General features: G+C 73.8%; 22 protein-coding genes. 13 read left to right on the top strand and 9 right to left on the bottom strand.

Annotated features, from left to right (window positions below; all coding sequences use genetic code 11):
• Positions 1 to 11: 11 nt before the first annotated feature.
• The 4 genes from K329_RS0102610 to K329_RS0102595 are packed head-to-tail and all read left to right on the top strand — an operon-like array spanning position 12 to position 3,131.
• Positions 12 to 794, top strand: a complete 783-nt coding sequence (locus tag K329_RS0102610; RefSeq protein WP_211225714.1) for a LamB/YcsF family protein — start codon at positions 12 to 14, stop codon at positions 792 to 794.
• Positions 791 to 1,435: a 5-oxoprolinase subunit PxpB gene (gene pxpB, locus K329_RS0102605; RefSeq protein WP_028471838.1), complete on the top strand. Its 645-nt coding sequence runs from the start codon at positions 791 to 793 to the stop codon at positions 1,433 to 1,435. The genes K329_RS0102610 and pxpB overlap by 4 nt, the downstream gene beginning before the upstream one ends.
• A complete protein-coding gene (locus K329_RS0102600; RefSeq protein WP_245596417.1) occupies positions 1,432 to 2,313 on the top strand; it encodes a 5-oxoprolinase subunit C family protein in 882 nt (293 codons plus the stop codon). The genes pxpB and K329_RS0102600 overlap by 4 nt, the downstream gene beginning before the upstream one ends.
• Positions 2,314 to 2,345: 32 nt before the next feature.
• The gene (locus K329_RS0102595; RefSeq protein ID WP_028471836.1) at positions 2,346 to 3,131 is read left to right on the top strand and encodes a putative hydro-lyase; all 786 of its coding nucleotides are present in this window, start codon (positions 2,346 to 2,348) and stop codon (positions 3,129 to 3,131) included.
• 41 nt (positions 3,132 to 3,172) lie between these two features.
• On the opposite strand, the gene mce is transcribed toward K329_RS0102595, so the two are convergent.
• Positions 3,173 to 3,625, bottom strand: coding sequence for a methylmalonyl-CoA epimerase (gene mce, locus K329_RS0102590; protein WP_028471835.1), 453 nt, complete (start codon positions 3,623 to 3,625; stop codon positions 3,173 to 3,175).
• Positions 3,626 to 3,817: 192 nt separating this feature from the next.
• Here mce and K329_RS0102585 point away from each other — a divergent pair, with 192 nt between their 5' ends.
• The 6 genes from K329_RS0102585 (at position 3,818) to K329_RS0102560 (ending at position 8,834) form a co-directional block, all read left to right on the top strand.
• Entirely contained in the window at positions 3,818 to 5,005 is a 1,188-nt protein-coding gene (locus K329_RS0102585; RefSeq protein WP_028471834.1) for an acetyl-CoA C-acetyltransferase, read from the top strand.
• Between the two features lie 60 nt (positions 5,006 to 5,065).
• A complete protein-coding gene (meaB, locus tag K329_RS0102580; RefSeq protein ID WP_052336276.1) occupies positions 5,066 to 6,082 on the top strand; it encodes a methylmalonyl Co-A mutase-associated GTPase MeaB in 1,017 nt (338 codons plus the stop codon).
• 121 nt (positions 6,083 to 6,203) lie between these two features.
• A complete protein-coding gene (locus K329_RS30645) occupies positions 6,204 to 6,368 on the top strand; it encodes a hypothetical protein (protein WP_157571530.1) in 165 nt (54 codons plus the stop codon).
• A gap of 27 nt (positions 6,369 to 6,395) precedes the next feature.
• Positions 6,396 to 6,923 carry a PH domain-containing protein gene (locus K329_RS0102570; protein ID WP_043641901.1) on the top strand — a complete coding sequence of 176 codons (528 nt, stop codon included), beginning with the start codon at positions 6,396 to 6,398 and terminating at the stop codon, positions 6,921 to 6,923.
• A 7-nt stretch (positions 6,924 to 6,930) separates the two neighbouring features.
• Positions 6,931 to 7,419, top strand: a complete 489-nt coding sequence (locus tag K329_RS0102565; RefSeq protein WP_028471831.1) for a MarR family winged helix-turn-helix transcriptional regulator — start codon at positions 6,931 to 6,933, stop codon at positions 7,417 to 7,419.
• Positions 7,420 to 7,445: 26 nt separating this feature from the next.
• On the top strand, positions 7,446 to 8,834 hold the full coding sequence (locus K329_RS0102560; protein ID WP_028471830.1) for a hypothetical protein: 1,389 nt from the start codon (positions 7,446 to 7,448) through the stop codon (positions 8,832 to 8,834).
• Here K329_RS0102560 and K329_RS0102555 read toward each other — a convergent pair.
• Both K329_RS0102555 and K329_RS0102550 read right to left on the bottom strand, forming a co-directional pair.
• A complete protein-coding gene (locus K329_RS0102555; protein ID WP_028471829.1) occupies positions 8,813 to 9,946 on the bottom strand; it encodes a serine/threonine-protein kinase in 1,134 nt (377 codons plus the stop codon). The two genes, K329_RS0102560 and K329_RS0102555, sit on opposite strands and share 22 nt — an antisense overlap.
• Before the next feature lie 48 nt (positions 9,947 to 9,994).
• The gene (locus K329_RS0102550; RefSeq protein WP_028471828.1) at positions 9,995 to 10,738 is read right to left on the bottom strand and encodes an SDR family oxidoreductase; all 744 of its coding nucleotides are present in this window, start codon (positions 10,736 to 10,738) and stop codon (positions 9,995 to 9,997) included.
• Between the two features lie 115 nt (positions 10,739 to 10,853).
• Between K329_RS0102550 and K329_RS0102545 the strand changes: the two genes are divergently transcribed.
• Complete coding sequence (locus K329_RS0102545) at positions 10,854 to 11,825, top strand: co-chaperone YbbN (RefSeq protein WP_028471827.1); 972 nt, start codon at positions 10,854 to 10,856, stop codon at positions 11,823 to 11,825.
• A gap of 31 nt (positions 11,826 to 11,856) precedes the next feature.
• Here the strand turns inward: K329_RS0102545 and K329_RS0102540 are convergent, their stop codons facing one another.
• A complete protein-coding gene (locus tag K329_RS0102540) occupies positions 11,857 to 12,756 on the bottom strand; it encodes a LysR family transcriptional regulator (RefSeq protein ID WP_028471826.1) in 900 nt (299 codons plus the stop codon).
• Between the two features lie 74 nt (positions 12,757 to 12,830).
• Between K329_RS0102540 and K329_RS24125 the strand changes: the two genes are divergently transcribed.
• Entirely contained in the window at positions 12,831 to 13,760 is a 930-nt protein-coding gene (locus tag K329_RS24125) for an EamA family transporter (protein ID WP_052336275.1), read from the top strand.
• A gap of 3 nt (positions 13,761 to 13,763) precedes the next feature.
• Here the strand turns inward: K329_RS24125 and K329_RS0102530 are convergent, their stop codons facing one another.
• Positions 13,764 to 14,555 (bottom strand): NUDIX hydrolase, encoded by a 792-nt coding sequence (locus K329_RS0102530; protein WP_084540934.1) that lies wholly within the window; start codon positions 14,553 to 14,555, stop codon positions 13,764 to 13,766.
• Positions 14,556 to 14,634: 79 nt separating this feature from the next.
• Here K329_RS0102530 and K329_RS0102525 point away from each other — a divergent pair, with 79 nt between their 5' ends.
• Positions 14,635 to 15,285, top strand: coding sequence for a hypothetical protein (locus tag K329_RS0102525; RefSeq protein WP_157571529.1), 651 nt, complete (start codon positions 14,635 to 14,637; stop codon positions 15,283 to 15,285).
• 170 nt (positions 15,286 to 15,455) lie between these two features.
• Here K329_RS0102525 and glgB read toward each other — a convergent pair whose 3' ends face one another.
• Genes glgB through K329_RS0102505 form a run of 4 tightly spaced genes read right to left on the bottom strand, consistent with a single transcriptional unit; the run spans position 15,456 to position 23,003 of the window.
• Complete coding sequence (gene glgB, locus K329_RS0102520) at positions 15,456 to 17,681, bottom strand: 1,4-alpha-glucan branching protein GlgB (protein ID WP_028471823.1); 2,226 nt, start codon at positions 17,679 to 17,681, stop codon at positions 15,456 to 15,458.
• A complete protein-coding gene (locus tag K329_RS0102515; RefSeq protein ID WP_028471822.1) occupies positions 17,678 to 19,195 on the bottom strand; it encodes a maltokinase N-terminal cap-like domain-containing protein in 1,518 nt (505 codons plus the stop codon). Before K329_RS0102515 ends, glgB begins: the two co-directional genes overlap by 4 nt.
• Entirely contained in the window at positions 19,192 to 21,024 is a 1,833-nt protein-coding gene (treS, locus tag K329_RS24120; RefSeq protein WP_084540932.1) for a maltose alpha-D-glucosyltransferase, read from the bottom strand. The genes K329_RS0102515 and treS overlap by 4 nt, the downstream gene beginning before the upstream one ends.
• Positions 21,021 to 23,003, bottom strand: a complete 1,983-nt coding sequence (locus K329_RS0102505) for an alpha-1,4-glucan--maltose-1-phosphate maltosyltransferase (protein ID WP_028471821.1) — start codon at positions 23,001 to 23,003, stop codon at positions 21,021 to 21,023. Before K329_RS0102505 ends, treS begins: the two co-directional genes overlap by 4 nt.
• Positions 23,004 to 23,084 lie beyond the last annotated feature (81 nt).

Genomic DNA, 23,084 nt, shown 5'->3' with positions numbered 1-23,084 from the left:
GGGGACCCGCGATGACCAGGAACGAGATCACGGACGGGATCACCGTCGACCTCAACAGCGACGTGGGGGAGTCCTTCGGCCGCTGGCAGCTCGGCGACGACGAGGCCGTGCTCGCGCAGGTGACCAGCGCCAACGTGGCCTGCGGCTTCCACGCCGGCGACCCGACGACGCTGCGGCGCACGTGCGCCTGGGCCGTCGAGCGCGACGTCGTCATCGGTGCCCAGGTCGGCTACCGCGACCTCGCGGGCTTCGGGCGGCGCTTCATCGACGTCGAGCCGGCCGAGCTGGCCGACGACGTGCTCTACCAGGTCGGCGCCCTCGAGGCGATGGCCCGGGCGGCCGGCGGCCGGGTGGCCTACGTGAAGCCGCACGGCGCGCTCTACAACACCGTCGTGCACCACGAGGCGCAGGCCGCCGCGGTCGTGGCGGCCGTGCGGGCGTACGACGCGAGCCTGCCGCTCCTCGGCCTCCCCGGCTCCGTGCTGCTCGCCACGGCCGAGGCCGCCGGGCTGCGCACCGTCACGGAGGCCTTCGCCGACCGGGCCTACACGCCGGAGGGCACCCTGGTCTCCCGGCGCGAGCCCGGCGCGGTGCTGCACGACCCCGCCGAGGTGGCGGCGCGCGTCGTGCGCCTGGTGACGACCGGGCGCCTCACGGCCGTCGACGGCAGCGAGATCGCGGTGGCCGCGGACTCGGTGTGCGTGCACGGCGACTCGCCCGGCGCGGTCGCGATGGCGCAGGCCGTGCGGGCCGGGCTGACCGACGCCGGCGTCGAGCTGCGGTCGTTCGTGTGACCCGCCTGCTCCCGTACGGCGACCGGGCCGTCCTCGTCGAGGTCGCCGACGCGGCCGAGGTCGTCGCCTGGTCGGACGCACTGCTCGCCGCCGGCCTGGTGGGCCACGACGGCCCGGTCGAGGACGTCGTGCCGGCCGCCCGCACCGTGCTGGTGACGCTGCGGCCGGGCCACGACCTCGACGCGCTGCGCTCCCGTCTCGCGCGGGTGGAGCCGGCCCCGGTCCGCTCCGACGCGGTCGCCGACCCCGGGGACGTCGTCGAGATCCCCGTGACCTACGACGGCCCGGACCTCGCCGACGTCGCCCGCCTGACCGGGCTCGACGAGGCCGCCGTCGTGGAGGCCCACACCGCGTCCACGTGGCGGGTGGCGTTCGGCGGCTTCGCCCCGGGCTTCGGCTACCTCGTCGGCGGTGACCCCCGGCTCGAGGTGCCGCGCCGCGACTCCGCGCGCACCGAGGTGCCCGCCGGGTCCGTCGGCCTCGCCGGCGAGTTCTCGGGCGTCTACCCCCGGGCCTCCCCGGGCGGCTGGCAGCTGATCGGCCGCACCGCGCTCGCCCTCTGGGACCTCGACCGCGACCCGCCGGCCCTCCTGCGCCCCGGCGGGGTCGTGCGGTTCGTCGACGTCGGAGCCCGCCCGTGAGCGCCCGGGTCGGTCTCCGGGTGCGCCGGGTCGGCGGCCCGACGTACGTCGAGGACCGCGGCCGCACCGGCCAGGCCGGCATCGGCGTCGGCCGCTCCGGCGCGGCCGACCGGGCGGCCCACGCGCTCGCCAACCGTGCCGTCGGCAACGCCCCCGGAGCGGCGGCGCTCGAGGTCACGCTCGGCGGCCTCGAGCTCGAGGTGACGGGCGACGGGGTGCTGTGGCTGTGCGTCACGGGGGCCCCGGTGACGGTGGAGGTGGGCGGCCGCGAGGTCGGTGCCGGTGCCGTCGTCGCGGCCCGGGCGGGTGACGTCGTGCGTCTCGGTACGTCGCCCCGCGGCCTCCGCAGCTACCTCGCGGTCCGCGGGGGCATCGACGCCCCGGTGACGCTCGGATCGCGCAGCCACGACGTGCTGGCCGGTCTCGGTCCGGCCCCCCTGGCCGACGGCGACGAGCTCGCCGTGGGCGACGACGTCGCGGGGGAGCCGCTCGTGGAGGCCGTGCCCCTGCCCGCCCTCGGCGCGGGGGCGGTGGAGCTGCGCGTCGTGCGCGGCCCCCGGGACGACTGGGTCGACGACGTCGACGCTCTCGTGACGGGCTCGTGGACGACGTCGTCGCGCTCCAACCGGGTGGGGGTGCGCCTCGAGCGCGACGAGGGTCTGCTCGCCCCCGCCCACGGCGACCGGCAGCTGCCCAGCGAGGGCGCGTGCCGCGGTGCGGTGCAGGTGCCGCCCAGCGGTGAGCCGGTCGTGTTCCTGGCCGACCACCCCGTGACCGGCGGCTACCCCGTCGTCGCGGTCGTGGTCGACGCCGACGTCGACCTGGCCGCCCAGGTGCGGCCGGGGGAGGAGGTGCGGTTCCGATGGGTGACGCGATGAACGCGAGGGCGAGGGGGCCCGCCGAACCGCGGGTGCCGACCGACCCGGCGGGGCTGGCGCCGTACGCGGCGAGGCGGCTGTTCCGCGACGGGCTGGTGACCCCGACCGCCGGGTGGAGCGCCGGGTGGACGCAGGCCAACCTGCTCGTGCTCCCGCGCACCGACGCGTTCGACTTCCTGCTGTTCGCCCAGCGCAACCCGAAGCCCTGCCCCGTGCTCGACGTGCTCGAGCCGGGCGCCGTCTCGGGCCCGATCCTCGACGGGGACGTACGCACGGACGCGCCGCGCTACCGGGTGTTCGTCGACGGTGAGCTCGTCGACGAGCCGACCGAGGTCACCCGGTGGTGGCGCGACGACCTCGTGGCGTTCCTGATCGGGTGCTCGTTCACCTTCGAGGACGCCCTCGTCTCCGCGGGCATCGGGATGCGGCACTGGGAGGAGGGCGTGAACGTGCCCATGTACCGCACCGACCGGCGCTGCCGGCCCGCCGGCGCCCTCGGGGGCCCGCTGGTGGTCTCGATGCGGCCGGTGGCCGCCGACCGGGTGGCCGACGCCGTCCGGATCACCGCCCGCTATCCGGCCGTGCACGGCGCTCCCGTGCACGTCGGCGACCCGGGCGCGCTCGGGATCATGGACCTCGCCGCGCCCGACTACGGCGACGCCGTGACGGTCCGCGACGGCGAGGTACCGGTGTTCTGGGCCTGCGGCGTCACGCCCCAGGCCGCGGTGGTCGAGTCACGCCCGGCGCTGGCGATCGCCCACGCGCCCGGCCACATGCTCGTCACCGACGCACGCGACGACGACCACCGGGAGCCCTGAGCGGCCGCTCGCCGGTGACCCGGGAGGGCGTCCGGCAGGCCTCAGTGCTGCGCGGCCGCCGCGGGCTGCACGAGCTCGACGAGCACGCCGCCGGCGTCCTTGGGGTGCACGAAGTTGATGCGGGAGTCCGAGGTGCCGCGGCGGGGGGCGTCGTACAGCAGGCGGACGCCGCGCTCGCGCAGGATCGCGGAGACGGCCTCGACGTCGGTGACGCGGTAGGCGAGCTGCTGCAGGCCGGGGCCGGAGCGGTCGAGGAACTTGGCGATCGTCGACTCCGGCGTGAGCGGGGCGAGCAGCTGGATGAAGGAGCCCGAGTCGCCGACCGCGACCATGGCCTCCCGCACGCCCTGCTCCTCGTTCGTCTCCTGGTGGGCGACCTTCATGCCGAAGGTGGTCTCGTAGAACTCGATGGCCGCGTCGAGGTCCGCGACGGCGATGCCGACGTGGTCGATGGCGGTGAACAGGTGCTCGGGGATCTCCAGCGCTGCAGACATGAGGGCATCGTGCCGGATCGCATCGTGGGTGCAACACTGCGTCCCGCAGTGTGACCCGCACGACAACAGCACTGCTCGCGGTCCACCTCTCGTCCACGATGTGACTCGTCGGTATCTTGGCCGGCAAGCCGTACGTCGCGGCCCGCCGCAGGTGGGTGGGTCCCGCGAGCGTCCCGATCACTGGAGGCACCCATGTCCGAGTCCGTCATCGTCGCCGGAGCGCGCACCCCGATCGGCCGCCTGCTGGGCGGTCTGAAGGGCCTCAGCGGCGCCGACCTGGGTGGCGTCGCCATCAAGGGCGCGCTGGAGAAGGCCGGCGTCGCCGGCGAGCAGGTCGACTACGTGATCATGGGCCAGGTCATCCAGGCCGGCGCCGGCCAGATCACGGCCCGCCAGGCCGCGGTCAAGGGCGGCGTGCCGATGGACGTCCCCGCGATCACCATCAACAAGGTGTGCCTCTCGGGCATCAACGCGATCGCGCTGGCCGACCAGCTGATCCGCGCCGGCGAGCACGAGATCGTCGTCGCGGGCGGCATGGAGTCGATGACACAGGCGCCCCACCTGCTGCAGAAGTCGCGGGAGGGCTTCAAGTACGGCGACACCGGCCTGGTCGACTCGATGGCCTACGACGCGCTCTACGACCAGTTCACCGACCAGCCGATGGGCGGGCTCACCGAGTACCGCAACGTCGAGGTCGACAAGCTGACCCGTGAGGAGCAGGACGCGTTCTCGGCCCGCAGCCACCAGCGCGCGGCCACCGCGCAGAAGAACGGCGTGTTCGACGACGAGATCGTGCCCGTCGAGATCCCGCAGCGCAAGGGCGACCCGGTCGTCGTCAAGGACGACGAGGGCATCCGCGGCGACACCACCACGGAGTCGCTCGGCAAGCTGCGCCCGGCGTTCAGCAAGACCGGCACCATCACGGCGGGCTCCGCCTCGCAGATCTCCGACGGCGCTGCTGCCGTGATCGTGATGAGCAAGGCCAAGGCGCAGGAGCTGGGCCTGAGCTGGATCGCCGAGATCGGCGCGTCGGGCCAGGTCGCCGGCCCCGACTCCACGCTGCAGCTGCAGCCGGCCAACGCGATCCGCAAGGCCGCCGCGAAGGAGGGCATCGAGGTCTCCGACATCGACCTCTTCGAGCTCAACGAGGCCTTCGCCGCCGTCGGCATCGAGTCGGCCCGTGACCTCGGCATCGACGAGGAGAAGGTCAACGTCAACGGCGGCGCGATCGCCCTGGGCCACCCGGTCGGCATGTCGGGCGCCCGCATCGTGCTCCACCTCGCGCTCGAGCTGAAGCGCCGCGGCGGCGGCATCGGTGCGGCCGCGCTGTGCGGCGGCGGCGGTCAGGGCGACGCCCTCATCATCCGCGTCCCCGCGTGACGCTGACCCGTCGCGGGGGCCGTCGCGGGAGCCGTCGCGGGAGCCGCGGATGAGCCCCGCATGACGGAGCACGACCGCACGACGAGCGGGGGCCGACGCCGACAGGTGTCGGTCCCCGACCTCGTCGCCGGTGCCCGCCGCGGCGAGGCACGGTCGGTCGGGCGGCTGATCTCGCTGGTCGAGGACGGCGTGCGCCGCACCGCCGAGCTGCGCGAGGCCATGGCGGCGCTCGCGCCGCACACCGGCCACGCCCACGTCGTCGGCATCACGGGCGCCCCGGGCGTCGGCAAGTCCACCTCCACGAGCGCGCTGGTCGCCGAGCTGCGGCGCGCTGGCCAGCGGGTCGGCGTGCTCGCAGTCGACCCGTCGTCCCCCTTCTCGGGCGGTGCCCTGCTCGGCGACCGCGTGCGGATGGGCGACCACGCCACCGACCCCGGCGTCTACATCCGCTCGATGGCGTCGCGCGGGCACCTCGGGGGGCTCTCCTGGAGCACCCCGCAGGCGCTGCGCGTGCTCGACGCCGCCGGGTTCGACACCGTGCTCGTCGAGACCGTCGGCGTCGGGCAGAGCGAGGTCGAGGTCGCGGGGCTCGCCGACACCACCGTCGTGCTCCTCGCCCCCGGGATGGGCGACGGCATCCAGGCCGCGAAGGCCGGCATCCTCGAGGTCGGCGACCTCTACGTCGTGAACAAGGCCGACCGCGACGGCGCCCACCAGGTGCGCCGCGAGCTGCGGGGCATGCTCGCCCTCGCCGACCGCCCCGCCGACGCGTGGCGTCCGCCCATCCTCGCGACCACCGCCCAGACCGGCGAGGGCGTCGGCGAGGTCGTCGCCGCGCTGGTCGAGCACCGCGAGTGGCTGGACTCGTCGGGGCAACGCGCCGTACGACGACGTCGGCGCGCCCGCGAGGAGGTCGAGGCACTCGCGATGACCGAGCTGCGCCGTACGTGGGCGGGCTTCTCGGGCGCCGCCGGGCTCGACGACCTGGCCGACGACGTCGTCGCCGGCCGTCGGGACCCGTACGCCGCCGCCGACGCCCTGCTGGCCGCGACCGACGACGCCGGCGGCCCCTCCTGACCCCCTCGACACGGCCTGAGCGGGCGCGCCTGCGCCACGGGCGCCCCGGCGCCTGGTAGGAACGGGGGCGCACTGTGCCCGGGACGGTGCACACCCCCGACGAGGATGGAGCGACGCACACGTGAAGAAGGTCCTGCTCCTGCTGCTCGTCGTGTTCCTCGGCTTCTGGATGTTCACCGACCCCAACGGTCTGGCCGAGATGGCCCGGGACGGCGGCGGCGAGGCGTGGGACGGCCTGGTGAACATGTTCCAGGCCGTGATCCGCTTCATCGGTGAGCTGTTCTGAGGGTCCGGCCGTGCCGGTGAGCGACGCATGGGTCTGATCGCCGCGTTCACCGACCCCGACATCGGGCGGCACCTGCTGCGCGACGAGGGCGAGGACGTCGTCGACGAGGTCCGCCACCACTGGGTCTCCTACATCGTGCCCGGCCTCATCCTGGTCGTGGCGCTGCTCCTGCTGGTCGTGGTGCCCTTCACCCGGCTCGACTGGGGGTGGGCGCCGCTGGTCGCGGCCGTGGTCGTCGGCCTGTACGGCGTCTACAAGGCCCTCACCGTGCACATGGACCGCTTCGTGATCACCAACATGCGCGTCTACCGCGTGCACGGCGTCTTCTCGCAGCAGCTCGCGACCATGCCGCTGCAGCGCATCCTCGACATCACGGTGAAGAAGCCGCTGATCGGGCGCGTGCTCGGCTACGGCCACTTCGTCTTCGAGTCCGCGGCCCAGGCGCAGGGCCTGCGCGACATCCGCTTCGTCGCTCGGCCCGACGAGCGCGACCTCGCGATCCAGCGGGTGGTGCAGCGCTCCGGGCTGCGCGGTCGTCGTCCGGAGATGATGTGAGCGCGTCGTGAGCCTGCCCTTCGACCCGATCGACGAGGCCCAGCGGCAGTGGCGCGAGCGGTGGGACGGCGCCGACGTCATGCACGCGGTCACGTCCCTGATGCGCGTGCAGCAGCTCGTGATCGGTCGCCTCGACGCGCTGCTCAAGCCGCACGGCCTCACGTTCGCCCGCTACGAGGCGCTCGTGCTGCTCGTCTTCTCGTCGCGGGGCTCGCTGCCGCTCGGCAAGATGGGGGAGCGGCTCCAGGTGCACCCGACCTCGGTGACGTCGATCGTCAACCGGCTCGAGTCGGCGGGCCTCGTCGAGCGTCGACCGCGACCCGACGACGGCCGGGGCGTGCTGGCCGCCATCACCGACGAGGGACGCGCGCTGGTCGAGCGGGCCACCGCCGACCTCGTCGCCGCCGACTTCGCCCTCGGCGCGCTCGGCCCCGACGGGCCGGGAGCGCTCTCCGAGCTGCTGGCGCCGGTACGGCGCGACGCCGGCGACTTCTGAGCCCGCGACCTCGTACGATCAGCGCGATGTCCACGCCCTCCCCGCTCCGCCGCCCCTCCCGTCGGCCGTCCTCCCCGGTCGTCGGTGCCGCCGCCCGCGCCGTACGGGTGGGTGCCGCGCTGCTGCTGACCGCGCCCGTGCTCCTCGTCGGGCTCGGCGCCGGTCCCGCGCACGCGGACGAGGCGGACACGGCGGCCGGCACGGGTGACGGCCAGCTGGCGCTGCCGGCCGACGCGCCCGTGGTGGAGAGCCACGACCTCGGTGCGCCGGCCGCGCTCGTCGCCGGGTGGAGCCGTGCCGAGCTCGGACCCACCGACAGCGACGAGTCGAGCCTCTACTACCGCTACCGGCGCGAGATCCCCGGCAGCACGGTGCACGTCTCCGTGACCTCGCCGGGCTACGCCCTCGGCGCCGACGACCAGTTCCGCGTGCAGGTCTCCGCGCCCGACGGCGACGACTGCGGCACCGAGAGCGCGACCCGGTTCAACGGCGAGCGGACGCTGCTCAACGTCGCCCTCGCCGTCGGTGCGGGCGACCCGGGGGCCGACGAGACGTCCGCGCCGCCGTGCGCCGACACCACCGAGGTGCGCGTCGCCGTCGACCGGTCCTCCACGACCGTCGAGGAGACCTCGCCGATCTGGGTGCGGGTCGTCGAGGAGTCGCCGGTCGACGACGTGGACGGTCTGCCCCGGGCCCGGGAGCGTGCGGAGGTGCGCGGCGCCGACGTGGACGGCGACCCCGTCACGCAGGCCGGCGGACGCGGCGTCGTCGACGCTCCGCTGGTCGAGCCCGGCATCCTGCGCGGCACCGTCGGCACGGGCGAGCAGGTCGCCTACCGGGTCCGCCTCGGCTGGGGCCAGACCCTCGTCGCGGAGGGGGTCGCCGGCGGTCTCTCGGCCGACGAGGTGGAGGAGGTCGGCTTCGGGCGCACGTTCGGCGTCACCGTGCTCTCGCCGCTGCTCTCCGCGGCCCGCACCGAGACGACCTCGTCGTCGCTGAGCGCGGACCCGACGACCTCCCAGGCACTGACGGGCCCGGTCGGCTACCTCGACCGGTTCGACGACCTGAGCGGTCCCTTCCTCCCCGGTGAGTACCTGGTGGTCCTGTCCGTGGCCGCCGACTCGAGCCTGGAGGAGGGCGAGGAGGACGTCCAGGTGGACGTCGACTACACGCTGCGCCTCGAGGTGGACGGCGAGGTGGACGACCCGCCGGCCTACACGGAGAACCCGCCCCTGCTGCTCGCCGAGGGGGAGTCGGCCGACGAGGTCACGGCCGCGGCCGGCGAGGTCGGCGGCGCGGGTGCGTCGGTGGCCCGCTACGTCACGGGCGGCGCCCTGCTCGCCGGCGGCCTGGTCGCGTTCGGCGCCGGACTGGTGCTGGTGCGGCGCCGCCCTCAGGCGGTCAGGAGCAGGTAGGCGCCGACGGCCGCGGCCACCGCGCCCAGCATCATCAGGACCAGCCCGGGCACGAGCCGCCGTCGGGGCCGCTCGCCGTGCGGGTGCGCACCGAGGTGGTCGCCGGGTCGGGGCGCACCCGCCGGGAGCACCGAGGTGCCGGCGCGGGTGACGTCGTCACCGGAGACCGGACGGTGGTCGGCGCGGTGGTCGGCGCGGGTGGGTCGGCCGCCCATCGGGGCGGTGCGGCCGCTCGTCATCGCGGCCGTGGGTCCGCTGGTGCCCTGGGGCGGGTACGACGCCTCGGCGAGCCGCTCGCGCACGAACACGGGCGGGCCGGCGACGGTCACCTCCTGCAGCCGCAGCTCGGCGAGCGCCGCCCGCAGGGCGGAGGCGTCGGCGGGCCGGTCCTCGGGCGCCTCGGAGGCGGCGTGCTGCAGCACGGCCACCAGCCGCTCGGCGAGGTCGCGGGGCTCGGGCCAGGTGGCGAGCTCGACCTCGGCCGTGCCGGCCGCCGGACGCGTGCCCGTCACCATCTCCAGGCCCACCCGGCCCACGGCGTAGACGTCCTGCTGGGGGTCGGGGTCGCTGCCGTGCCACTGCTCGGGGGCCATGTAGCCGGGAGAGCCGATGGCGGCGGACCCGCGGGTCATGCGGGGCTCGTCGACGGGGGCCGCGACCCCGAAGTCCGTGAGCCGCACGTGGGGGCGCGCGTGCCCGGTGGGCTCGAGCAGGATGTTGGCGGGCTTGACGTCGCGGTGCACGACCCCGGCGGCGTGCACGGCCTCGAGGGCCGCCAGCACCTGGTCGAGGATCGCGCCGACCCAGGGGAGCGGCAGGGCGCCGCGCTCCTTGAGCAGGTCGGAGAGCGAGCCGCCGCGCACCAGCGGCATCGTGAAGAGCACCCGGTCGTCCATCCCGGCCCACGACTCGGGGGTCACGACGTGCGGGTGGTCGATGCGTACCGACTGCTCGCGCACGAAGCGCAGCAGCGACGCGGCGTCGGACTGGCGCAGGATCTTGGCGGCCTTGACCCGGTCGTCGGCCCGGTCGTGCACCGTCCAGACCGTGCCCATGCCACCCATGCCGATCGGCTCGAGCAGCTCGTAGCGCCCCGCGAAGACCTCACCCACGCGCGCCACTCTAGGGCCTGCGGCGGCCGGGGTCCGGCGACCGCGGCCTCAGCCGACACGCATCGACTGGCCGGTGAGCCCGGCGGCTCCCGCGCTGGAGAGGAACAGCACGACGTCGACCACGGCGGAGCGGGTCGCCTCCGCCAGGCTGCCGCGCACGCGGCGGGGGCGGGTGAGCAGCGTGCCGCTCGAGTGGGCGGCGTGCCGGTCGATCTGCACGTGGTAGGCCTGCCCGGCGGGCACGGGGGCCAGCGCCGCGTTGACGCGCACGCCGTACCGCGCCAGCGACGCCCCCAGGTCGCGCGTCGCGCTCGCGAGGCCCGAGGTCGGGTCGGGGCCCCCGCGGCGGCCCAGTGCCCACCAGCCGGCTGCGGCCGTCGTGCACACCGCCGAGCCGCCGCCCTGCGCGGGGCTCGCCGAGAGGGAGGGCCGCAGGCGCCGTACGAGCTGGGCCGGGCCCACGAGCCCCAGCCGGCTCGCCTCCGCGACGAACTCGCGCTCGGAGTCGCCGAGGTGGCGCGGCAGCTCCGGGGCGCCGGCGACGACGAGGGCGTCGAGCCGCTCGGTGGCGTCGGCGAACGCGACGATCGCCTCCGGCTGCTCCAGCGCGAGCTGTCGGTAGCCGAAGCGGGAGAGGTCGGCGTCGTAGAAGCCGGTGAGGTGCTGGGAGCCGGTGACGGTGACCTCGGCGCCGGCGTCGGCGAAGGCGTGCGCGATGGCCAGGCCCGTGCCGTCCGTGCCACCGGCCACGAGGACGCGACGGCCCGAGTAGTCGTACTGCGGATAGTTCAACAGTGATCCCTGGGTGCCCGAGAAGTCGTCAGAGAGCCTTCATCATGGCATGCGCTCCCCATGCCCGGACCACCCCCGGAGCGGCCGTTCCGCCGGATCCGCCACAATGGCGGGTATGACGCAGCAGCCCTTCTCCCGTCCCGGTGCCATCGACCTGTCCGCCCTCAAGCGGCCGGCGCCCGGAGCCCCGGGTGCGGCTCCGGCCGGCCCCGCCGCAGGGGCGGGCGGCGGTCCCGGGGCCGGAGCGGCGGGTCCGTCGGCGTACGCGACGCAGGTCGACGAGCAGAACTTCCAGGCGGTGCTGGAGGCCTCGCGCACCGCCCCCGTGCTGCTCGTCTTCTTCTCGCGCACCCGCATGCCGGAGAGCGGACAGCTCGCCGACGACGTCGCCGCGCTCTCGGGCGAGTTCGAGGGCCGCTTCCTCGCCGGGCTGGTCGACATCGACGCCTCGCCCCAGATCGCCCAGGCCATGCAGATCCCCTCGATCCCGCTCGTCGTCGCGGTGCTCGACGGCCGGCCCGCGCCGCTGTTCCAGGACGTGCTGCCGATCGACGAGCTGCGTGCCGCGCTCACCCAGGTGATGCAGCAGGTCGCGTCGCAGGGCATGGTGCAGCGCCACCAGCCGCTCGGCACGGCGCCCGCCCCCACCGAGGACGAGGACGCCGAGCCCCCGCTCGACCCCCGCTACGCGCCCGCCCAGGACGCGCTCGAGGCCGGCGACATCGACGGTGCCGTCGCCGAGTACGAGAAGCTCGTCGCGGCCAACCCCGCCGACGCCGAGGCCTCGGCCGGCCTGGCGATGGCCAAGGTGCTGCAGCGCACGCAGGGCGTCGACCTCAACACGGCCCGTGCGGCCGCGGCAGCCGCGCCCGACGACGTCGACGCGCAGATCCTCGTGGCCGACCTCGACCTGCTCGGCGGCCACGTGGAGGACGCGTTCGCGCGGCTCATCGACGTCGTGCGCCGCACCGCGGGCGACGAGCGCGAGCAGGCCCGTCAGCACCTCGTCGAGCTGTTCGGCACCGTCGGCAACGGCGACCCGCGCGTGGCCCGGGGCCGGCAGCTGCTCGCCTCCGCGCTCTTCTGAGCCGGGCTCCCGAGGCGCGCCCGACGCCCGCTCACGCGGGGCCGAGCGCGACCAGGGTGTCGAGCACGGCCCGGACCGCAGGCGACGACGCCGTGCTGCGACGGTGCAGCGCCGTGATCGTCCGGGTGGGCACGGGGTCGGTGACCTCGACGGCCACGACGTCGGTCGTCAGCGGTGCCCGCCCGAGCCGGGGGAGCAGCGCGATCCCGAGGTCGGCCGCCACCAGGGCCAGGTGCGAGTCGAACTCGCGCGACTGGTGGGCGATGCGCGGCTGCTGCCCCGTGCCGTCGTACATCCGGCCCAGCCACTCTCGGCAGATGGTGCCGGGCGGGGTCGCGATCCAGCCCTCGTCGACCAGGTCGTGCGGGGTGACGACGGCGTGCCCGGCCAGCCGGTGGTCGCGGTGCACGACCACGTCGGCCACGTCGTGGCCCACGACCGTCTGGGTCACGTGGTCGGGCACCGCCAGCGGCACGTCGCCCCAGGAGTGCGCGAGCGCCACGTCGACGTGACCCTGGGCGACCAGGTCCACCGCCTCCCAGGGCTCCTCCTCCGTGAGGCTGACGGTGAGGGCCGGGTGCTCGGACAGCAGTCGCCGGGTCGCCGGCGCGACCAGCCCGCGCATCGCCGTGGAGAAGGTGGTGAGCCGCACGTGCCCGGCCACCGTGCCCGAGCTGGCGTGCAGGTCGGCCTCGATGCGCTCGACCTCGGCGAGCAGCCGGCCGCCGTCGTCGACCAGCTGCCGGCCCGCGCTGGTGAGCATCACCCCGCGGCCCACCCGCTCGAGCAGCCCGAGGCCGGCCTGGCGCTCGAGCCGCTTCACCTGCTGGGAGACCGCGCTCGGCGTGAAGCCGAGGGCGTCGGCGGCGGCGACGACCGACCCGTGCTGGTCGACGGCACGCAGGGCGGCCAGGGCGGCGAGGTCGATCATGCAGGGATGCTACATGGAAGCGTGTAGATCAATTCGCTGGTGCTTCATGGTCGGGTGTCGGAAGACTGGGCCACGTGAGCCGCCGAGACACTCTCCTCGCCCTGCTGGTCGCCCTGCTGTGGGGCCTCAACTTCGTCGTCATCGAGTGGGGCATGGCGGGGGTGCCACCCCTGCTGTTCCTCGCCGTGCGGTTCGTCGTCGTGGCGTTCCCCGCCGTCCTCCTCGTGCCGCGCCCGCAGGCGCCGTGGCGCACCGTCGCCCTCATCGGGCTGCTGATGTCGCTGGGCCAGTTCGGGTTCCTGTACGCCGCCCTCCACGCCGGCATGTCGCCCGGCCTCGCGGCGCTGGTGCTCCAGGCCCAGGTGCTGCTCACCATCGTCATCGCGGCGGGCGTCCTGCGCGAGACGCCCTCGGTCCGGCAGGTCGCGGGGGTCGTCGTGGGGTGCGTCGGGCTCGCCGTCGTCGCGGGCGGCCGTGACACCTCCACCTCGCTGCTGGCGCTCCTGCTGTGCCTGGCGGGCGCCCTGTCGTGGGCGATGGGCAACGTCGCCACCCGCGCCTCGGGGGTGACCGGCGGGCTGTCGCTGACGGTGTGGTCGGGCCTCGTCGTGCCGGTGCCCGCGTTCGCGCTCGCCCTCCTGCTCGACGGGCCCGGCGAGGTCGCCGACGGCATCGCCGCCTTCGGCTGGGAGGCGCTGCTCTCGACGCTCTACACGGCCGGCCTCGCCTCGCTCGTCGGCTACGGCATCTTCAACACGCTGCTCGGCCGCTACCGGTCCGCCCAGGTGGTGCCGTGGATCCTCGTCGTGCCCGTCGTCGCCATGGTCTCGGCGTGGCTGCTGCTGGGCGACCGTCCGGCCCCGCTCGAGGTCGTCGGCGGCGCCGTGCTGCTCGTCGGCGCACTGGTGGCCCTGGTGCCGCTGCGGCGCCGCGGGCGTCGTACGCCGGAGGAGTCGCCGGAGGACGTGCCCGTCACCGCGGTGGTGGCGGCACCCGTGCGCTGAACCTCAGCGACCCGACTCGGTGTAGGCGGGACCGCTGCCGTCGCGCAGGGCGGTGAGGGCGGCGTCGATGCGGCGCGCGGTGAAGTCGGCGCAGCGCTCGGCGACCTCCTCGGGGGTGCAGAACGCGAGGCCCTTGATCTCGCGCTCCTCCCGGACGGCCGCGTCGAGCAGGGCCTCGCCGTCGTGCACGCCGCCGTCGAAGACGAGGGTGACGGCGTCGTCCCAGCCGCTCCACGGGGGCAGCCAGTCGGTGAGCAGCAGCGGTCCGGCGGGGATCTCGACCGAGAGCTCCTCGAGCACCTCGCGCGACGTCGCGAGCCGGGGCGACTCGTTCACCTCGACGACGCCACCGGGCAGGTCCCAGTCGCGCTTGTAGGTGAGCTGGCACAGCAGCACGCGGCCGACCTGGTCGCGCACGAGCATCTGGCCGATCGCCCGCTTGCGGGGCAGGAACGAGTTGAGGAGCGAGCGGAAGCCCTCGGGGCGGTCGGGGGCCAGGTCGTCGACGAGCCGCGCGTAGAGCACGTGGTCGACGGGCCCCTCCTCGAGCGGCAGGCCGCGCAGGACGCCCTCGCGGCGCATGCCCGCCCACGTCGCGACGCGCTGGCCGACGGCGTCGTCCTCGCGCACCCGGGCCTCGACACGCCCGTGGGAGGCCAGCGAGCTCTCGACCTCGCGCCGGACGGCCTCGACCGCCGTACCCCACTCGCCGGTCGGGACGGGGGACCAGCTCACCTGCGCGACCCCAGGGGACAGGGTGACGACGTGCACGGTCGGCAGGGAGGGTGCGGTCACCCGACCACCCTACTGATCGTGCGGCGACGGTCACGGGGGCGTCACCCGACCGTCGCCGGAGACCCGTAGGGTGCGCGTCGTGCTCGCCGCATCCCGCCTCCGTGTCCTCCGTCCCGCCGCCACGCTCGTGGCCCTCGCCCTGGCCGTCTCCGCGTGCAGCGGCGACGACACCGACGAGGGGGAGGCGGAGGTCGACCGGTCGGGCGACTTCGCGATCGAGGCCACCGACAACGCCGAGTTCGAGGGCACGGCGTGCGACACCCCGCCCGCGAACCTCGACGCCGTGCTCGGCACGGAGACCTTCGAGGTCATCCCGCCCGACCAGCTGACGGTGGGCGACCCCGAGGCCGACGGCGCGACGCAGTACTACGCCTGCGGCTGGCTCGACACCGACATGTTCACGCGCCAGCTGGTGGCCGAGTTCTACCCGAGCGACCCGCCGGTCAACTTCTTCACCGAGCCCGACGCCTTCCTCGACTGCGAGACGCTCGAGCTCGACGGCTTCGACGAGGCCCACATGTGCGTCACGAACGACGAGATGCTCGAGCCCGGCGTCTCCGACGTGCCCGGCCTGACGATCGCGAAGCTCGAGGGCCTCGTGGTGCGCGACGGCGAGGCGCTCCTGTGCCGCCTCGACGACCAGACCGCCCCGCTCGTCGACCTGAGTGGCGACGTCGACGCCTTCACCGAGGCCTGCACCGAGATCACCGACACGGTGCTGGCGGGCTGAGCCCGGCCGGCGGGGCGGACCGGGCCGGGCGGCGGGGCCGGACCGGGCCGGGCGGCGGGGCCGGACCGGGCGGCAGTTTCGCCGCTCGAGCGGTTAAACCACCACCTTGCGCCCTGAATTCAGGTCGCAAGGTTCCAGTTTCGCCGCTCGAGCGGCGAAACTGCGCGGGGTCAGTCCTCGACCTTCCGGAACCACACGGTCGCGAGCGGCGGCGCCACGATGTCGGCGTACGCCGGCTGCCCGGCGTGGTCGCCGGCGACGGCCTCGACGGCGCCCAGGTTGCCGACGCCCGACCCGGCGTAGACCTCCGCGTCGGTGTTGAGCACCTCTTCCCAGCGACCCGCCGACGGCAGCCCGAGGCGGTAGCCCTCGTGCGGCGACGCGGCGAAGTTCGCCACGCACGCCACGTCGGGGGCGCCGGGGGAGCGGCGGACGAACGAGAACGTGTTGCGGGCGGCGTCGCTGCCGTCGAGCCACACGAACCCGGCCGGGTCGTTGTCGGCGCCGTACAGCGCGGGGGAGGCGGCGTACGTGCGGTTGAGGTCGCGCACCAGGGAGTGGACGCCGCGGTGCTCCGGGTGGTCGAGCAGCCACCAGTCGAGCTCGCGGGACTCGGCCCACTCCGACTCCTGGCCCATCTCGGAGCCCATGAACAGCAGCTGCTTGCCCGGGTGGGCCCACATGAAGGCCAGGTAGGCGCGCAGGTTCGCGAGCTGGCGCCACCGGTCGCCCGGCATCTTGCGCAGCAGCGAGCCCTTGCCGTGCACGACCTCGTCGTGGCTGATCGGCAGCACGAAGTTCTCGGAGAACGCGTAGACGAGCGAGAACGTCATCTCGCCGTGGTGGTAGGCGCGGTGCACGGGGTCGTGGGCCATGTAGCCCAGCGAGTCGTGCATCCAGCCCATGTTCCACTTGAAGCCGAAGCCGAGCCCGTCGTTCGCGGTGGGCCGCGTGACGCCCGGCCACGACGTCGACTCCTCGGCGATGGTGACGACGCCCGGCACGCGCTTGTAGACGGTGGCGTTCATCTCCTGGAGGAACTGCACGGCCTCGAGGTTCTCGCGGCCGCCGTGCACGTTCGGCGTCCACTCGCCCTCCTCGCGGGAGTAGTCGAGGTAGAGCATCGAGGCGACGCCGTCGACGCGCAGGCCGTCGGCGTGGAACTCCTCGAGCCAGTAGAGCGCGTTCGCCACGAGGAAGTTGCGCACCTCGCGTCGACCGAAGTCGAAGATGTGGCTGCCCCACTCCTTGTGCCAGCCGCGCTGCGGGTTCGGGTCCTCGTAGAGCGGGCTGCCGTCGAACTGCACGAGCGCCCACTCGTCGGTGGCGAAGTGGCCCGGCACCCAGTCGAGGATGACGCCGATGCCGGCCTGGTGGAGCCGGTCGACGAGGCGGCGGAAGCCGTCGGGGTCGCCGAAGCGCGGGTCGGTCGCGTAGTACGACGTCACGTGGTAGCCCCACGAGCCGCCGAACGGGTGCTGCATCACCGGCATCAGCTCGACGTGGGTGAAGCCGAGGTCGGCGAGGTACGGCACCAGCTCGTCGGCCAGCTCGTCGTACGACCGGCCGCGGCGCCACGAGGCGAGGTGCACCTCGTAGATCGACATGGCCTCGGCCACGGGCTGCTTCTGCGCGCGCTCGGCCATCCACGCGTCGTCGCCCCAGGTGTGCTGCGACTCGAACACGACGGACGCGGTGAGCGGGGCGACCTCGGAGGCGGACGCCATGGGGTCGGCCTTCTCGCGCCACACGCCGTCGGCGCCGAGCACGGCGTACTTGTAGTGGGTGCCGGAGCCGACGCCGGGCACGAAGAGCTCCCAGACGCCCGAGCTGCCGAGCTGGCGCAGCGGCTGCTCGCGACCGTCCCACCCGTTGAAGTCGGCCTTGACGCGTACGGCGCGGGCGCGCGGCGCCCAGACGGCGAACGCGGTGCCGCTGACGGTGCCGCCGTCGGCGGTGGCGTAGTGGTGCACGTGGGCGCCGAGCACGTCCCACAGCTGCTCGTGGCGGCCCTCGTTGACGAGGTGGAGGTCGGTCTCGCCGAGCGTGGGCAGGAACCGGTAAGGGTCGTCGAGCTCGGCGGGCGAGCCGCCGTCGTACGCGACGTGGAGGCGGTAGTCGGGCACGTCGGCGACGGGGAGGACCCCGACCCAGATGCCGCCGTGCTCGTGCGTGAGCGAGACCCGGCCGGGCGTCGCGCCGCGGTAGGCGACCTCGACGGACGACGCCAGCGGCTTCAGCACGCGCACGGTCACCGCACCCTCGTGGGGGTGCGGGCCGAGCACCGCGTGGGGGTGGCCGTGCTCGCCGGCGACGACCTGGTCGAGCTCGGCGACGTCGACCGGCAGCGGGCCGGGGGTGGCGGGGGTTCCGGGAGTGCCGGGGGTGGTGGTCATGCGGCTCCGATCCGAGCGATCGCGGCGAGCGGGATGCCCACCCATGAGGGGCGGTTGCGGGTCTCGTAGACCGCCTCGTAGACGGCCTTGTCGGCGACGTACGCCGTCAGCAGGGTCGACTCGTCGGACGTGAGGTCACGGCCGGCGTACGCCGCGAGGAAGACCCGGCGGTTGTGGCCGGCCCACTCCTCGGCGCGGTAGTCGCGCTGCTCGGCGATGGAGGGGTCGGGCGACTCCAGCGACCGGGCGACGACGCGCGGGGCGTAGTCGAAGGAGCGCAGCATGCCCGCCACGTCGCGCCACACGGAGTCGGGCAGCAGGCGCTCCGACAGCGGCTTGGCGGGCTCGCCCTCGAAGTCCACGATCTTCCAGCCCTTGGTCGTGCGCAGGGTCTGGCCCAGGTGGAGGTCGCCGTGGATGCGCTGCACCGGCACCTCCGCGAGGGCGCCGACGGCCGCGAACTGGGCGCGCAGCGTGTCGGCGTGGGCCGCCAGCTCGGGCACGATCTCCAGGGCGCTGTCGAGGCGACGGTTCATCGCGGCCGCCAGCGCGGCGGTGGCCTCGCCCCGGCGGACCTCGACGGGGAAGTGCTCGGCCAGCGTGCCGTGCGTCTCCGCGAGGGCGACGCCCAGGCGGGCGGACTCGCCGGCGAAGTCGCCGCCGACCTCGTCGGCGTGCAGGTCGGCCTCGGCGAAGAGGTTGCGCACCGACGCCTGAGCGAGGTCGGAGCCGTCGCTGGCGGTGCGCAGGAACTGCTGCAGCATCGCGAGCTGGATGACCGAGTCCTCGGTGTCGTCGACCACGTCGAGCCAGCCGTAGAGGGCGGCGACGTGGTCGGAGCCCGTCCGGGTCAGGACGTCGTGGATCTGCACGTCGGGGTTCACGCCGGGCGTGACCTTGCGGAAGATCTTCATCAGGGCGTCCTCGCCGTACATCACCGAGGAGTTCGACTGCTCGCCGCTGAAGAGGCTGCCCCGCGCGTCGACGTCGAGGTCGTGGCCGGGGAGGCGGTGGAACGCCAGCGCGTTGGCGGGGTCGACGGCGTTGTCGCGGGCCCGCTCGAACGCCACCAGCCAGGCGCGCAGCGCGACGCGGTCGTGCGGGGCGTCGTACACGTGCGCCCAGCCCGAGTCGGCCTGCCCGGGGGCACCGAGGCCCGGCACGTCCCACCAGCCGATGAAGGCGTGGTCGAGCCGCTCCTGGCGGTCGCGGTAGCAGGCGAGCGGCACCTGGTAGAGCTCCTGGTCGCCGTCGTCGTAGTCGATCGTGACGAGGTCGAGGGCGACGTACGGGTCGTCCGCGCTGCCGGTCCCGCCGAGGTCGCCCTGGCGGCGGAGCGTGCCGACCGTGAACGGCCGGCCCTTGCCGCCGAACCAGCGGGCGGAGGAGACGAAGTCGTGGAGCCGCTCCGCGACCGAGGCCCCGGCCTCGTCGCGGTCACCGGCGCCGTCGTGGCCGGCCGCGGGGGAGCCGGGGTCGGTCGAGTTCGGGGGGACGTTCGTGGGGTCGCTCACCGGTGGCCTCCGTCGCGGGTGGTCTCGCCGTGGTCGTTCTCGGGCGAGGTGATGCGGAACCAGTAGAAGCCGTAGGAGCCGACGGTGAGCAGGTACGGCAGCTCGCCGATGGTCGGGAACGGCACGCCGCCCAGCAGCTCCACCAGGCCCGAGCCCTCGAACCGGCGCAGGTCGAGCTCGACCGGCTGGGGGAAGCGGGAGAGGTTGTTGACGCAGAGGATCACGTCGGAGTGGCCGTCCTCGTCGACGTACTCGCGCACGTAGGAGAGCACGCTCGGGTTGGAGCCGCCGAGGTCGTGGAACGAGCCGAGCCCGAACGCCGGGTGGCCGCGGCGCACCTGGAGCAGCCGGCGCGTCCAGTGCAGCAGCGACGAGGAGTTCTCGAGCTGGGCCTCGACGTTCACGCTCTGGTAGCCGTAGACCGGGTCCTGCACCAGCGGCAGCGAGAGCTTGCCGGGGTTGGCGACCGAGAAGCCGGCGTTGCGGTCGGGCGTCCACTGCATCGGCGTGCGCACGCCGTCGCGGTCGCCGAGCCAGATGTTGTCGCCCATCCCGATCTCGTCGCCGTAGTAGAGGACGGGGGAGCCGGGCAGCGACAGCAGGAGCGCGTTGAACAGCTCGAGCCGGTTGATGTCGTTGTCGAGCAGCGGCGCCAGTCGTCGCCGGATGCCGATGTTGGCCTTCATCCGCGGGTCCTGGGCGTACTCGGACCACATGTAGTCGCGGTCCTCGTCGGTCACCATCTCGAGCGTCAGCTCGTCGTGGTTGCGCAGGAAGATGCCCCACTGGCAGTTCGACGGGATCTCGGGCGTCTGCTCGAGGATCTCCGAGATCGGGAAGCGCGACTCGCGGCGCACGGCCATGAAGATGCGCGGCATGACGGGGAAGTGGAACGCCATGTGGCACTCGTCGCCACCGGACTCGAAGTCGCCGAAGTACTCCACGACGTCGGCGGGCCACTGGTTGGCCTCGCACAGCAGCACTCGGCCCGGGTAGTTCTCGTCGACGAACCGGCGGACGCGCTTCAGCAGGTCGTGGGTCTCCGGCAGGTTCTCGCCGTTGGTGCCCGGGCGCTCGTAGAGGTAGGGCACCGCGTCGAGGCGGAACCCGTCCATGCCCATGTCGAGCCAGAACGCCATCGCCTCGATCATCGCGTCGCAGACGGCGGGGTTGTCGAAGTTCAGGTCGGGCTGGTGGCTGAAGAACCGGTGCCAGAAGTACTGCTGGCGCACCGGGTCCCAGGTCCAGTTCGACGGCTCGGTGTCGACGAAGATGACGCGCGCGTCGGCGTAGAGGTCGTCGTTGTCGGACCAGACGTAGAAGTCGCCGTACGGGCCGTCGGGGTTGTTCCGGCTCTCCTGGAACCACTCGTGCTGGTCGCTCGTGTGGTTCATGACGAAGTCGATGATCACGCGCATGCCGCGCTTGTGGGCCTCGTCGAGGAACACGTGGAAGTCGTCGACGGTGCCGATCTCGGGGTGCACACCGTTGTAGTCGGCCACGTCGTACCCGCCGTCGCGCAGCGGGGAGGGGAAGAACGGCGGGATCCAGAGGCAGTCGACGCCGAGCCACTGCAGGTAGTCGAGCTTCTCGACCAGGCCCTTGAAGTCGCCGGTGCCGTCGCCGTTGGAGTCCTTGAACGAGCGAACGAGGACCTCGTAGAAGACGGCCGTCTTGAACCAGTCGGGGGTGGTGTTGATCGGCTGGCCGGGCGAGCCGACGACGCCGGAGTCCGACGTACCGGCGCTGCGGTCGTTCGCCTGCACCTCGGAGAGGTCGGCGGTGGTCAGACCGCCCTCGGCACCGGGCTCGGACGTGGGGGCGGTCATCGCAGGCTCCTGACGGTCAGCACGTGGGCCGGCTCGTGGGCCGGGTCGAGACGGACGTAGTTGTGGTCGTGCCAGGTCCACGTCTCGCCGGTGAAGGCGTCGGTGACCTCGAACGAGTCGGCCCAGTCAAGGCCGAGCGACGGCATGTCGAGGCGGACGGTCGTCTCGCGGGTGGCGTGGGGGTCGAGGTTGATCACCACGATGACGCGGTCGTCGCTGCCGTCGGCCGCGGTGGCCCGCTTGCTGTAGACGAGCACGTGGTCGTCGTCGCTGTGGTGCAGCGTGATGTTGCGCAGCAGCTGCAGCGACCGGTGGTCGCGGCGCACCTCGTTGAGGCGGCGCAGGTACGGCGTGAGCGTGCGGCCCTCGGCCTCGGCGGTCTCCCAGTCGCGGATGCGCACCTGGAACTTCTCCGTGTCGAGGTACTCCTCGCTGCCCGGCTTGACGGCGACGTGCTCGAAGAGCTCGTAGCCGGCGTAGACGCCCCACGTGGGGGAGCTCGTCGCCGCCAGCGCGGCCCGGATCTTGAACGCCGCCGGCCCGCCGTACTGCAGGAAGCCGTGCAGGATGTCGGGGGTGTTGACGAAGAAGTTCGGCCGCATCAGGTGGTCGGTCTCGGTGCTGAGCTCCGTCAGGTACTCCTCGATCTCCCACTTCGCGGTGCGCCAGGTGAAGTAGGTGTACGACTGGTGGAAGCCGACGGCGCCGAGCCCGCGCATCATGGCGGGCTTCGTGAAGGCCTCGGCCAGGAAGATCACGTCGGGGTCGGTACGGCGGATCTCGGCGAGCAGCCACTCCCAGAACGCGACCGGCTTCGTGTGGGGGTTGTCGACGCGGAAGATGCGGACCCCGTGGCTCATCCAGAGCTTGACGATGCGGAGCACCTCGCGGCAGATGCCGGTCGGGTCGTTGTCGAAGTTGATCGGGTAGATGTCCTGGTACTTCTTCGGCGGGTTCTCGGCGTACGCGATCGTGCCGTCGGCGCGGGTGGTGAACCACTCGGGGTGGTCCGTCACCCAGGGGTGGTCGGGCGCCGCCTGCAGCGCGAGGTCGAGCGCGACCTCGAGGCCGAGCGACGTCGCGCGGGCCACGAAGGCGTCGAAGTCGGCGAACGTGCCGAGGTCGGGGTGGATGGCGTCGTGGCCGCCGTCCTTCGAGCCGATGGCCCACGGCGAGCCGGGGTCCTCCGGGCCGGGCGTCAGGGTGTTGTTCGGGCCCTTGCGGTTGACCTCGCCGATCGGGTGGATCGGGGGGAGGTAGACGACGTCGAAGCCGTTCTCGGCGACGGCGGGCAGGCGCTCCGCGGCGGTGGCGAAGGTGCCGCTGACGATCGTGCCGGACGCGTCGACGCTCGCGCCCTCGGAGCGGGGGAAGAACTCGTACCAGCTGCCGAAGAGCGCGCGCTCGCGGTCGACGTAGAAGGGGTAGGGGCCCTCGAGCGTGACGAGCTCGCGCACGGGGTGCGCGGCGAACAGCGCGTCCACCTCGGGGGAGGTGAGCACGGCCTGGCGGGCGCCGGCGGGCTCGCCGACGGCCTCGGCGGCCGCGACGGCCGCGCTCAGCACGGCCTCCTCGTCGGCGTCGAGGGTCTCGGCGACGCGGATGCGCTCGAGGATGAGGCGGGCCTCGGTGAACATCAGCTCGACGTCCACGCCGGCCGGGATCTTGATGCCCGCGTCGTGCTGCCAGGTGCCGATCACGTCGGACCAGGCCTGGATCGTGAAGGTCCACGGACCCTCGACGTCCGGGGTCACGTGCACGGCGTACTCGTTGGGCTCCTCGCCGTGGGGGAGGAGCCGCACGGGGGGTCGCTGGACGCCCGCGGGGTCCGTGAGGACGACCTCGGCGCCGAGCTGGTCGTGTCCCTCCCGGAACACGGTCGCGAAGACGGGGAAAGGCTCGCCGACGGTCGCCTTGGCAGGCTGACGACCGAGATCGACGAGGGGTGAGACGTTCATGACGGGGATGCGTCCGACCATGCGCTCCACACTAGGGGGTCCGGGGCCGCAGGTATCAAGTCGCGACCGCATCTGCGCAGGTCAGCGCGGGTCTCCGCTCAC

The organism is Nocardioides alkalitolerans DSM 16699 (assembly GCF_000426525.1).
In the GTDB taxonomy this organism is placed as follows: domain Bacteria; phylum Actinomycetota; class Actinomycetes; order Propionibacteriales; family Nocardioidaceae; genus Nocardioides; species Nocardioides alkalitolerans.
This window is presented reverse-complemented; position numbering and strand designations above follow the sequence as displayed.

Coding starts and splice junctions, on each gene's coding strand:
- K329_RS0102540 (WP_028471826.1), bottom strand. CDS start 12,756: ATGATCGACCTCGCCGCCCTGGCCGCCCTGCGTGCCGTCGACCAGCAC.
- K329_RS0102610 (WP_211225714.1), top strand. CDS start 12: ATGACCAGGAACGAGATCACGGACGGGATCACCGTCGACCTCAACAGC.
- K329_RS0102545 (WP_028471827.1), top strand. CDS start 10,854: ATGACGCAGCAGCCCTTCTCCCGTCCCGGTGCCATCGACCTGTCCGCC.
- mce (WP_028471835.1), bottom strand. CDS start 3,625: ATGTCTGCAGCGCTGGAGATCCCCGAGCACCTGTTCACCGCCATCGAC.
- K329_RS0102585 (WP_028471834.1), top strand. CDS start 3,818: ATGTCCGAGTCCGTCATCGTCGCCGGAGCGCGCACCCCGATCGGCCGC.
- K329_RS0102560 (WP_028471830.1), top strand. CDS start 7,446: ATGTCCACGCCCTCCCCGCTCCGCCGCCCCTCCCGTCGGCCGTCCTCC.
- treS (WP_084540932.1), bottom strand. CDS start 21,024: ATGACCGCCCCCACGTCCGAGCCCGGTGCCGAGGGCGGTCTGACCACC.
- meaB (WP_052336276.1), top strand. CDS start 5,066: ATGACGGAGCACGACCGCACGACGAGCGGGGGCCGACGCCGACAGGTG.
- glgB (WP_028471823.1), bottom strand. CDS start 17,681: ATGACCACCACCCCCGGCACTCCCGGAACCCCCGCCACCCCCGGCCCG.
- K329_RS0102570 (WP_043641901.1), top strand. CDS start 6,396: ATGGGTCTGATCGCCGCGTTCACCGACCCCGACATCGGGCGGCACCTG.
- K329_RS0102505 (WP_028471821.1), bottom strand. CDS start 23,003: ATGGTCGGACGCATCCCCGTCATGAACGTCTCACCCCTCGTCGATCTC.